Here is a 12,592-nt window from a genome sequence, read left to right on the forward strand (position 1 = left end):
TAACGGCTGTGATGCTCAGCATACGGAAAATTTAGCTAAAAAAACGACTGTCTATAGTATTAAAGCAAAAGTCGTACAGACTTATGATGTCGCTCAGTCTTTTAGTTTAAACGGGCGTGTTTATGCTTACGCCAGAGCCGATGTCAGACCGCAGGTAAGCGGGGTTGTCAAAGAACGTTTGTTTGTTGAAGGTTCTTTGGTTAAAAAAGGAGAGCCCCTTTATCAAATCGATGATGCTTTATATAAAGCTGAATATGATTACGCAAAAGCTGCTTTAAGCAAGGCTGTTGATCAAAGGAAACAGGCGGAAAGAAATTTACGGCGCTATGAAAAACTCGTTGCGCAGCACGCCGTAAGCCGTCAGGATTATGAAGACAGGTTATTAGATTACGCTTTGTCAGTTGACGATGAGAAATTGGCAAAAGCAGAGCTTGATGAAGCTGCAGCCACCCTTGAATATACTAAGGTCAGAGCACCTATCTCAGGAAGAATCGGTAAAAGTAATATTACAGCGGGTGCCTTAGTTACGGAAAATCAAAGTGATGTTTTAGCGTCAATTATTGATTTATCTAAAGTTTATGTTGACGTTCAGCAGTCATCGGCACAGTGGAGAACTTTTAAACAGCAAATTCAAAACGGATCTTTGGTCAGCAATCAAAAGCAAAGCGAAGAAGTTTCTTTATTTTTTGATGACGCCAGCCGCTATCCTACAAATGGCAAATTATCTTTAACCGAAGTTCAGGTTGATGAAGTATCAGGCAATGTCACATTAAGAGCGGTTTTTGATAATCCTGAGCAGATTTTGCTGCCCGGAATGGCTGTAAGAGCGTATTTTGCAGGTCCCATAAAAAAAGATGCGGTAGTTGTGCCGGCTGCTTCAGTAACGCAGGATTCAGCGGGACGTTCTTATGTTTTTGTTATTGACGAAAAAAACAAAGTAAAACGCCAGGAAATTTTTACTCAGGGATTGTGTGATTACGGCTGGATTATTTTAAGCGGAGTTAAAGCAGGGGATAAAATTGCCGTAAACGGAACGCAGAAGCTTAAAACGGGCATGATCGTCTCAATTGAAGGGGACGCACAAGATGTTAAGTAAGTTTTTCATTGATCGCCCGGTACTGGCTTGGGTCATTGCGATTTTAACCGTAATTTTGGGTTTAATCGTTTTGCCTTCTTTAAAATTATCACGTTTCCCTGATATTGCTCCTCCTACTATCAGTATTTCGCTGTCATATCCCGGAGCATCTGCCGAGACTTTGGAAAACTCCGTGGCGCAGGTCGTAGAGCAGCAGATGACCGGTCTTGATAATTTGCTCTATTTCAACACAACGGTAAATTCAGAAGGCAACGTTAATGTCCGATTTTCTTTTGATCAGTCGGTAAATCCCGATGTGGCGCAGATGCAGGTACAAAACCGTTTTGATATGGCAATGTCAAAGCTTCCTGATGAAGTTCAGCAAAACGGTGTACGAATTCGTAAGGTTTCAGAAGACGTATTGCAGAATATTGCGTTTTATACCAAGGACGGATCTTTAACGCAGGAGGATATCGGTGATTTTATCGTTTCGGTTTTGCAGGATCCGATTTCCCGCTTAAACGGCGTAGGTGACGTAAACGTTCGCGGCTCTCAGTATGCAATGCGCATTTGGCTTGATCAGGACAAGCTGCATTTTTATGCATTAACGCCGCAGGACGTGGTCAATGCGATTCAAGCGCAGAATAAACAGATTTCAGTAGGTCAGGTGGGTGCTATGCCGGCAGTTCCCGGACAACAGTTAAACGTAGTCGTAAAATCCCGCCATATGCTTGAAACACCTGAAGAGTTTGAGAACATATTGCTAAAAAGCGATGAAATCGGCGGTACCGTTTATATAAAAGATGTAGCAAGAGTTGAAAAGGGTCGGGCAAGTTATACGGTTTTTGCCAACTACAATCATCTGCCCATGGCTTCTTTGGAGATTAACCTTACAGAAGGAGCCAACGCGGTTGAGACCGCTAACCGCATCGCGGCAGAACTTGAAAGACTGCGTCCGCTTTTTCCCGAGTCGCTTGAATACGTAATTCCTTATGATACCGTGCCTTTTGTTAAAGCTTCGTTATATGAAGTCGGTAAAACTTTAGTTGAAGCACTTATTTTAGTGTCGCTGGTTATCTTGTTGTTTTTACGCGATATCCGATCAACTGTGGTGGTAACTATAACCATCCCGATTGTTTTGTGTGCAACCGTGGTGGTTTTATATTTTTTCGGTTATTCGATAAACACACTTACCATGTTTGCGATGGTTTTAGCCATCGGACTTCTGGTGGATGACGCAATTGTGGTGGTGGAAAACGTCAACCGGCTTATTTATAAATTTGCGCTTACTCCGTATGAAGCAGCCGTTCGATCGATGCAGGAAATTTCATCGGCACTTTTTGGCGTAGGTTTGGTGATAGCGGCAGTATTCGTGCCGATGAGCTTTTTCGGTGGAGCTGCAGGCAATATTTACCGCCAATTTTCAGTTACTATCGTAAGCGCGATGCTGATGTCGATAGTTACCGCTTTGGTCGTCACTCCGTCGCTTTGCGCTTCAATTTTAAAAGTAAGACACCGTAATCCGCATAAACGAGCTAAAAAAGGCGTTTTGTCTTTGTTTGACACGGTTTTTTCCGCTCTTACTTCACTTTATAAAAAAGGCGTAAATCGGGCACTGCATTATAAAAAGACCGTAATGTTGCTGCTTGCTGTGTTATCTGCAGCCTGCGTCGGTTTGTTCAGCCTTATTCCGTCATCGTTTTTACCGACGGACGATCAGGGCATCATGTCGGTAAAAATTACCTTACCTACCGGGTCTACCAATGAGATGACTGAAAAAGTAGGTTACATGGTAGAGGATTACTTTTTAACCAAGGAAAGTAAATACGTTGAAGGTATTATGCTGACTTTAGGTCACGGCAGGGGCGGTTCTTTCGGTCAGTCGACGGCAACAGCCAATGTAAAATTGGTACCGTGGGATCAACGAGAAGAAAAAGAAGGCAGTGCCCAAGCTATTTTGGCAAGGGCTAAAGCTTATTTTGATACTATCCCTGATGCCAAAATTACAGTATCCCTGCCAAGTTCGATTCGCGGTATGGGCGGATCGTCGGGCTTTCAGGTTAATGTGCAGAATTTAATGGGTAATTCCCATGAACAATTTATGCAGGATATTGATGACATAATTGATACTGCAAACGCCGATCCGATGCTGTATAACGTCAGAACAAACGTGCTTGATGACTCAAAGCAGCTTGAAGTCGTATTAAATGACAGGCTGATTAAGCTTTATCATCTTGATTCCGATAACGTTAACTCAAATATTTCAATAGCCTGGGGCGGAAAGTACGTCAATGATTTTATTGACAGAGGGCGCATCAAAAAAGTTTATGTACAGTCAATGCCGCAATTTCGTTCAATGCCTGAGGATTTGTCGCGCCTTTATTTTAAAAATGATGAAGGCAAAATGGTAGGATTTGACTCTATCGGATCGTATAAATGGACTTTCGGTCCGCAGCAGTTAAATCGTTTTAACGGTACGTCTTCTATCTTTATTGAAGGTGACTCGGCAACAGGGGTAAGCTCAGGACAAGCAATGGATGCGATTGCCAAGGTCATAAGTTCACATCCGGGGCAGTACAGCTACGCATGGAGCGGAGCTTCGTATCAGGAGCAGCTTACAGGTTCCCATACACATTTCTTGTTTGCCATTTCCGCGGTTATCGTGTTTCTTTGTCTTGCCGCTCTTTATGAAAGCTGGTCGATTCCTTTTGCCGTAATTCTGATAATCCCGGTAGGTGCGTTCGGTGCTTTAGGTCTTGTGTGGCTTCGCGGAATTGAGAATGATATTTATCTGCAGGTGGGATTATTGACTACAGGTGGACTTGCCGCTAAAAATGCGATTTTGATTGTCGAGTACGCGCATCAGTTCCGCATGCAGGGACAAACTTTGTTAAAAGCGGCAAAACATGCGGCGGCATTACGTTTTCGCCCGATCATTATGACTTCGGCGGCTTTTTTGTTAGGTGTCCTGCCGCTTTTGGCCGCAGACGGTGCCGGTGCGTCAAGTCAGCAGTCAATTGGAACGGGTGTAGTGGGCGGCACTTTATCTGCTACTGTTTTAGGAGTTTTGATGGTACCGGTTTTCTTTGTGTGCGTAAGTCTTTTGTTTGATGAAAAATTAAGAAAACGAGCTTTTAAATGGAAAAGTTAAAGATTGACAATTATTGAAATACCTCTAGAAAACTGTTATTAAGGTTTATTAAAAAATTATCTTTCAGCGTTAATAGTTATCTTTATATCGGATAGTTTCGTAGCATTTTTTCAGTTTTAGTGATTATTTTTCTTTCTTTGACTTAAAAATATTCATTCATATATGGATTAATTGAGGTTTTTTTGTGCTTTATGCTTGAATAATGGCGCTATTTCTATGTTTTTGGGTAAAATGGCAGGCTACAGGTTTTTATTTAATTTTTAGATTTTATTTTTGAGGTTTATTAAGTGGAAAATCAGGAAAAGAAACTTGAAGCTGAAGTGACAGCTGAAGTACAAAATGCAAAAGCAGATTCTGCTTTGCCTGAGGCAGAGAAAGACCCGCAGGCTTTGCGTCGCGAAAGCATTCAGAAAGCGATAGCTGTTTTATGTGAGAAATTCCCTAAAGCTTTTTCTTTACAGCAAGAAGAAATTAAACCGCTTAAAATCGGCATTATTAACGATTTAAAAGATAGAATCGCTGATCTTGACGGAGTTTCTTTATCCAAAATCCGTGCCGCCGTGCGCAAGTATACTTATTCAATTCAGTATCTTGATGCGGTAAAAGAGGGAACCAAACGTGTCGATCTTGACGGTAATGAAGTTTCTGAAGTTACTAAAGAGCACGAAGATTATTCTCAAGAGCAGAAGAAGCTTGTTTTAGAGAAGTTAAAAGAGCAAAACAGGCTTAAGTTAAAGGTAAACAAGCCAAAATTTGCTAAAAATGACAAGAAGCTGGGATTTAAAGGCGGATTTAAGTCCAAGAAAGTAGTAAGCGAAGTAAGAGTAAAGCGTCGTTTTGCTTTTACAAAGCCCGGCTCTACGGCAAAACCGGTTAATGCTCCTGTTCCTGCCAAAATCGAAGAGTTGGTAAAAGGAACATCCGTCCTTGTTTCAAGCAATAATCGTTTTGTTAAAGGATCGGTAAGCGAAGAGCCGAAACAGAATACCGTTACTATCACTCTTGATACCGGTCTTACCGTTTGCGTACCGGTAGCACGCGTGATGCTTAGAAAGGAATAAAAAGGATTTTTGAAGGTGCGGAAATTAACTTGTGTCGCGGTTGCCGCGGTTTTATTGTCACAGGCATTTGTCTGTGAAGCGAAGCTTACCGTTCCGACAATAGATGATTTACCAGTACTTTCATTGCAGAATGCTCAAAAAACGGCATGTTCCCGTACCGCTAATTATTTTCTGCGGGCGCATTACAAACCAGTTGAGTTAAATAAAGATTTTGCTGATGACATCATCGATCAATATCTTTCTTTTCTTGATTACAATAAAAGCCTGTACACGAAAGATGAAGTCAGCAAAATTTACAAAAACAGCGATAAGATCCTTGATGCCGTAAGCAAGTGCGATTTGTCTTATCCTTTATCTTTATATAGCGATAATTTAAAGCGTCGCTTTTTAAAGTATTCTTTTTTTGTTGATTACGTTAAAAATCCCGTTGATGTATCCGGAAAGGAACAGGTTGAGATAGATCGCCGTAAGAGTCCTTATTTTTCCTCTCAGGAAGATATTCGTAAGCAGTGGGAGGCTGAGGTTAAAAACGAATATGTTAACCAGATTTTAAATGATAAAACCGATGAAAAAGCTCGCGAGAGAATAAAACGCCGTTATGAGGCAGCGCTTGGTCGCTTGGCTCAGACTACTTCAGAAGATGCCTTTTCGACTTTTGAAAATGCTTTTGCCACGGCAATCGATCCGCATACAAGTTATTTAAGTCCTGAGGACAGTGAAAGCTTTAATGATGATATTAACCTCTCCTTAGAGGGAATCGGTGCCGTTTTGTCATCAGAAGATGAATTTACGGTCATTAATTCTTTAATTCCGGGATCTCCTGCCGAGTTGTCTAAAAAATTAAAGCCCAAGGATAAAATCGTGGGCGTAAGACAGGAAGACGGAAGCTATGAAGATATCATCGGATGGCGTCTTACTGATGTCGTAAAGAAAGTTAAGGGCAAAAAAGGCACGAAAGTCACTTTGGAAATCGAACGCGGTGAAGGGGCCGGAGCTAAAACTTTTTCTGTTGAGCTTGTCCGCGATAAAATCAAGCTTCAGGAACGCGCGGCAAAAGGAGAGGTCAAGACTGTTGACGGCAATAAAGTAGGCGTTATTTCCATCAAGAGTTTTTATACCGATTTAAATAAAGATCTTAAAAAAGAAATAGCCAAGTTAAAACGTGAAAAAGTAAGGGCGATGGTAATTGATCTGCGCTCTAACGGCGGCGGTCTTTTGCCTGAAGCCACTTTATCAACAGGTCTTTTTATTAAAGACGGACCTGTAGTGCAGATCCGTGATGCCGTCGGTAATGTTTTACCGCAGTTTGATGAGGATGACGGAATTGATTTTGACGGACCACTGGTGGTTTTAATCAATCGTCTTTCCGCTTCTAGCTCTGAAATTATGGCTGCAGCTTTGCGTGATTACGGCAGGGCGGTTATCGTCGGAGATACCTCTTTTGGTAAGGGAACAGTTCAGCAAAATCGTCCGCTTGCCCGAGTTTATGATTTTTCAAATGCTGATTTAGGATCGATTCATTACACGATAGCCAAGTTTTATCGAGTATCGGGTCTTTCAACTCAGTTAAAGGGCGTAAGTCCGGATATCGCATTCCCTCCTTTAGTAGATGACAGCGAGTTCGGTGAGCGCTCGGAACCTAATGCTTTGGCTTGGGATAAAATCGCTCCGTCCGATTATAAAGGTTTTTTGAATATTGACGCTTATGTAAACGATTTAACGCGTATGCATGAAGAGCGAATTAAGGATGACGTTGCATTTAAGATCATGAAAGAGGATATGGATCGTTATCTGAAGCTTAAAGCTGAAAAAACCTTGTCCGTAAATCTTGCCGAACGCAGAAAAATGCAGCAGGAAGACGAAAAATATCGCCTTAATGCAGTTAATGAAAGACTTAAGAGCATAGGCAAAAAGCCTATAAAAGATATTAAGGATTTGCCGGAAGATTTTGAATTTCCCGATGCTCTTTTAGATGAAGCTGCAGCTATCGCCAATGATTTTGCTTCTTTAGTGGATCAAAAGCGGTATCTTGCGCGTACAACTCCGATATTCACTCGTTTCTCGGTTGCATCCGTCGCTGAAGATCATAAAGCATCTTCAGGCACTGACAGACAGTAATACGTTAAAAATCGGCAGAGTTTCTGCCGATTGTTTCTATAAAGGAAAAATCTATGAAAAACAATAACTATAAAGCGGTAAAGCGTCTTGATTACCGTGCTCCTGATTTTACCGCTACCGAAATAGAACTTGAATTTAACCTTTCCGATAATTACACCGTTGTTAAAAACTCTGCTCATTACGTAAGATTAACTGAGGACAAGAAAGCTCCTTTACGTCTTGACGGTGAAGATCTTGAGCTTCATTCCGTATTTGTGGACGGACTTGTGTGCAAGTACAGTGAAGAAAACGGTCAGCTTGTTATAGAAGATGTTCCTGATGAGTTTGACGTTACAATTGAGAACGTTATTGCTCCTGCATTGAACACTTCGTTGATGGGACTTTATAAATCCTGCGGATGTTTTTGTACGCAGTGCGAGCCTCAGGGATTTCGTCGCATCACGTATTTTTTGGATCGTCCTGATGTTCTTGCCAAATATAAAGTTACGATTATCGGACCGGAGTCAGGCTGCGGAGTATTACTGTCAAACGGCAATCTGGTAGAAAGCGGTGAAAAACAGGGTAGACGTTATTGCACTTGGGTGGATCCTTTCCCTAAGCCTTCTTATCTTTTTGCTTTGGTTGCTGGCAGTTTTGATTTGGTGTCAGATACTTTTAAAACCAAAAGCGGAAGAGAAGTTTCGTTACAGCTTTATGTTGACAGAGGCGCTTATGAGCGCGGTTTGTGGGCTATGGAATGCATCAAGCAGTCCATGAAGTGGGACGAAGACAGATTTAATCTTGAATATGATTTGGATAACTTTAAGGTCGTTGCCGTTGATTTCTTCAATCAGGGCGCGATGGAAAACAAATCACTTAATATTTTTAATTCAATTTATGTCTTAGTTGACCCTAAAAGCGCCACCGATACTAATTTCTTTAACGTACAAAGCGTTATCGGTCATGAATATTTCCATAATTACACCGGTGACAGAGTAACTTTGCGCGATTGGTTCCAGTTGTCGCTAAAAGAAAGCTTGACCGTATTTCGCGATCAGGAATTTTCCTCCGACGTGGCATCACGTGCCTTGACTCGTTTGCATGCCGTAGATGTTATCCGCAGTGCCCAATTTGCCGAAGATGCAAGCCCGATGGCACATCCTGTTCGTCCTGAAGAAGTTATGGAGATGAATAATTTTTATACCGTAACTATCTATGACAAGGGCGCTGAAGTCATTCGCATGCTTCATACCATAATCGGCGAGGAAAACTTTAAAAAAGGTCTTGCTTTGTATCTGGAGCGTTATGACGGCAAGGCTGTTACCGTTGATGATTTTCTAGCTGCAATGTCAGAGGCTTCTGCCGTTGATTTAACTCAGTTTACCCGTTGGTACAGTCAGGCAGGAACCCCGGTAGTCACAGCTAAATGGGCATTTGACGCAAAGGACAAGAAGCTTACTTTAAATTTGGAACAGAATACTCCTCCTACCTTAAATCAAAAAGAAAAAGATCCGGTGGTAATTCCAATTAGAACTTCGTTCTTAACAAGAGACGGTAAAGAGATTATTCCTCCTGAACTTTCGGCAAACGGCATCATAATGTTTACTAAAGCTAAAGAAAGCTTTACTTTTACTTGTGATGAGGATGTTCTTCCGGTTCTCTTTAAAGATTTTTCCGCTCCGATAAAACTTGAAGCTCCTTATAGTGATGATGATTACAAGCTGATGCTTGAATATTGCGAGGATCCTTTTATCCGTAAGAACAGCTCAGAGTTTTTGGTTAATAATTTTGTTAAAAATCATTTGGAATCATCGGATAAACTTCCGGTTCCTGCGTCGATTATCGAAGCTTTCCGTCATGTCCTATCAGATAAAAACGGCGATCCGCTTTTGACTTGTCAGGTCTTAAATATTCCTTCGCTTAGCGTTTTAACTGAGCTTTGCCATAAGATTGATTTTGATGCGCTGTACACTATAAGAACTTTTATTGAAAAAGAAATAGCTAAAGCTTTGTTTGCTGAATTCTCTGATTTGTATGCAAAGACTAAAGCTTCCGGCAGTTATGTGTATAACATAAAAGAGATGTCAAAGAGATCGCTTAATCATCTGGCGCTTAAGATGATGACTGTTAAGCTTAAGGATGACAAAGACGAAGAAAAAGCAGCCGAGCTGGTTAGAGATCACTATAAGAGATCAGATAATATGACCGCCAAGCTCTGTGCTTTGACTTTGGCCGTACATTACGACCTTTTATGTAAAGATGAGCTTTTACAAGAATTTGAAGACAAATGGTCTGGCGATCCTTTGGTCTTTGATAATTTCTTTAGAGTTCAGGCAACCGCTCCGTCAGAAGATACCGTTAAAACGGTGCGCAAACTCATGAAGCATCCTTGTTTTGATAAAACCAATCCAAATCGCGTTCGTGCCCTTGTCGGAGCTATGGCTTTATCAAATCCCGTGGCATTAAATGCCAAAGACGGCAGCGGATATGCGTTGTTATCTGAGGTTGTTCGTGATTTAGACAAGGTAAATCCTCAGGTGGCGGCACGTATATTGACGCCGATGCTCAGCTTTAAGCGTTTTGATGAGGCAAGGGCTGAGCTTGCTCGCAATGAGCTTTTGCGGATCAAGAGTGAAAAGGATCTGTCAAACGGTGTGTTTGAAAAGATAGAGGCTGCTCTTAACAGTTAATTTTCTTTAATATCCTCGCTAAGGCGGGGATAATTTTTCATGTGTATAATGCACGTTAATGATGAAGAATTATTCATGCAATTTTGTTTTTGAGGTATAAACCGCATGTCTTTATACTCTTTGTATCCTAGTTTAATTCGTCCTTTGATTTTTTGCCTTGATGCAGAAACGGCTCATTCCCTTACGATAAAAGCCGGTAAGTTTTTATCCAATGAGCCGTTAAAAGCTTTGTTTTCGCAAAAAGTCGAAGATCGACCGGTTGAGTTTATGGATCTTGAGTTTAAAAACCCGTTAGGACTTGCTGCCGGCATGGATAAAAACGGTGATGCGATTGATTATTTAGGCTCATTGGGTTTTGGTCATTTAGAGCTCGGTACCGTTACTCCGCGAGCTCAACCCGGTAATGAAAAACCCCGTATGTTTAGAGTCCTTGAGGCCAAGGGCATAATTAACCGTATGGGATTTAATAACAAAGGCGTGGATTATCTGGTTGCAAATCTTATAAAGCGCACCTACAAGGGTGTAGTGGGCGTAAGCATCGGAAAGAACGAGACCACACCGCTTGAAAGAGCATCTGACGATTATCTTTTATGTATGGATAAGGTCTATAACTATTGCGATTATATTGCGGTAAATGTTTCCTGTCCCAATACTCCGGGTTTAACTGCGCTTCAGGATGCAGAACCTTTAAAGCTGCTTTTAACCGATCTTAAAACCAAGCAGGATGATATGTTTAAAAAGACAGGACGTTATGTTCCACTTGTTGTAAAGATTGCGCCTGATTTAAAAGACGATAATCTGTCTGCCGTATGCAAGGTTTGCATGGATCTTGAAATTGACGGTATGAATTGTACCAATACGACAGTCAGTCGAGATGTTATTCATGGAATGACGCACGCAAGAGAGTGGGGCGGTTTATCCGGTGAGCCGTTAAGAGAAATGAGTACTAAAGTTCTTTTAAAGGTCTCTGAACTGACACAAGGCAAGATGCCTTTAATCGGATGCGGCGGCGTAAGCGATGTTATCTCCGCACGCGAGAAGGTAAAAGCCGGGGCGACATTAATTCAACTATATTCAGGATTTGTTTATGAGGGTCCTGCGGTAATTAAAGAGATTGTGGAAAATCTGTAAAGGTCCTAAAATCTTTAAATAAAGAAAAGCTGTCGCCATCGTGCGGCAGTTTTTTTGTAATTAAAAATAGGGAAATAAAAATATTTTTAGCGTATTTTAAAAGAATATCAGATAAAAAAACATTTAATATATAGTTAATAAAGTCAAAGTATTGAAGTATCAACTGTTATCGCATCTTTGACAATATTTGGGATTTTTCTTTATAAAAATAAAGGAAAGAGCTTTATTTTTATAAATTTAATTTTGTTCACAAAAAAACAAAATTGTTCTTTTACTTTCATTTTTGAATTATGTAAAATTAAACACATGAAAATTAATTACATTTACAGGTAATAAAAGTGAAGTTTACTCCGGGTCAAGAATGGACGTGGGGCTTTGCCAAAGAAGGCAATGACGAGCGTCTTATAATAAATCTGGTATCAGATGAAGGAGTACGCTATTGCTTTAAAACCTTGTATAAAAGCTCTGATTTGGCTGTTTTACCTAAAAACGGTGAGAGTTTATGTATAGAGGATGCCTGTTTGCTTACTGACTTTCAAGAAGGTTTGTACGCTATAAATGTAAATAAAGATGAAGTTTGTCTTGATTTGGGATTGAATGCGGTAGCATGTAGTCGTTTTGTGCGTAACCCCAATCCTTCAGGACGTTTCTTTCTGCCGTTTGGTAACAATCAATATATAAAACGCGGGCAAGTCGTATCTCTTTATGGAAAAGCGGGTGGGATCGGCGATTTCTTTGTGCTCGACGAAATACCAGACGGCAACCTTTATCGGTTAATGCTTTTAAATCGCGAATGGGATTTAGGAATGCATTTATTGAAAGTTGGCGCCATGTTGCGCGTAAGCGCTGATAGAATTTGCGCTTTCAGATCAATAAAAGGAGCCCGTACAGCGCGATACGCTTAAGTTTATTTTTTCTCCTAAGTTGGAAAGATCCCCGCAATTTTGGATCGCTTGCCTCTCTTCTAAAGCCGTTAGAGAGGCATTTTTTTATCTGTGATTTTATTTAAAAGCTAATCAAAGAAAAACTATTTTTAGTAAAAATTTGTATTTATTTTGTTGCTCTAACATCTTCGCATAAGTTAAAGGAAAAAGTTTGTCATTTAATTAAGTTCATTTTTTTGTTTCTTATATTTTCAGGAAGGATAGGGAGTATTTAATAAAGCATCTGCGTATCAAAAAACTTATAATCTAATGTTTAAGAGGCGGTCAATGGACTGCTTTATCTGACGATCTTTGACTTTTAAAGAATTTGGCTCAAGAAAATAGGGATAAAAATTTCGTTTTTTTGAAAGCTCGTTGATATAAAACCCCATAAAAAGCAGTTTTTGAAAATTGTAATTTGAAATAAAGAAATATTATTTTAATTTAAAAGTTATATAGGAAAA

Annotated in this window: 7 protein-coding genes; all 7 read left to right on the plus strand. The window is 40.4% G+C overall.

The window, feature by feature from the left end; genetic code table 11:
- The coding region (locus QZ019_RS07010) for an efflux RND transporter periplasmic adaptor subunit (protein ID WP_295483578.1) at positions 1 to 1,096 on the plus strand (1,096 nt) is incomplete at its 5' end.
- Positions 1,086 to 4,226: an efflux RND transporter permease subunit gene (locus tag QZ019_RS07015; RefSeq protein WP_295483581.1), complete on the plus strand. Its 3,141-nt coding sequence runs from the start codon at positions 1,086 to 1,088 to the stop codon at positions 4,224 to 4,226. The genes QZ019_RS07010 and QZ019_RS07015, both read left to right, overlap by 11 nt.
- Positions 4,227 to 4,513: 287 nt before the next feature.
- Positions 4,514 to 5,287: a ProQ/FINO family protein gene (locus tag QZ019_RS07020; RefSeq protein ID WP_295483584.1), complete on the plus strand. Its 774-nt coding sequence runs from the start codon at positions 4,514 to 4,516 to the stop codon at positions 5,285 to 5,287.
- 15 nt (positions 5,288 to 5,302) lie between these two features.
- Positions 5,303 to 7,405: a carboxy terminal-processing peptidase gene (locus QZ019_RS07025; protein WP_295483587.1), complete on the plus strand. Its 2,103-nt coding sequence runs from the start codon at positions 5,303 to 5,305 to the stop codon at positions 7,403 to 7,405.
- Positions 7,406 to 7,458: 53 nt separating this feature from the next.
- Complete coding sequence (pepN, locus tag QZ019_RS07030) at positions 7,459 to 10,074, plus strand: aminopeptidase N (protein WP_295483590.1); 2,616 nt, start codon at positions 7,459 to 7,461, stop codon at positions 10,072 to 10,074.
- Positions 10,075 to 10,179: 105 nt separating this feature from the next.
- A complete protein-coding gene (pyrD, locus tag QZ019_RS07035) occupies positions 10,180 to 11,205 on the plus strand; it encodes a quinone-dependent dihydroorotate dehydrogenase (protein WP_295483593.1) in 1,026 nt (341 codons plus the stop codon).
- 338 nt (positions 11,206 to 11,543) lie between these two features.
- A complete protein-coding gene (locus tag QZ019_RS07040; RefSeq protein WP_294567788.1) occupies positions 11,544 to 12,110 on the plus strand; it encodes a cell division protein ZapC domain-containing protein in 567 nt (188 codons plus the stop codon).
- Positions 12,111 to 12,592 lie beyond the last annotated feature (482 nt).

The organism is uncultured Succinatimonas sp., from assembly GCF_905203285.1.
Lineage (GTDB): Bacteria > Pseudomonadota > Gammaproteobacteria > Enterobacterales > Succinivibrionaceae > Succinatimonas.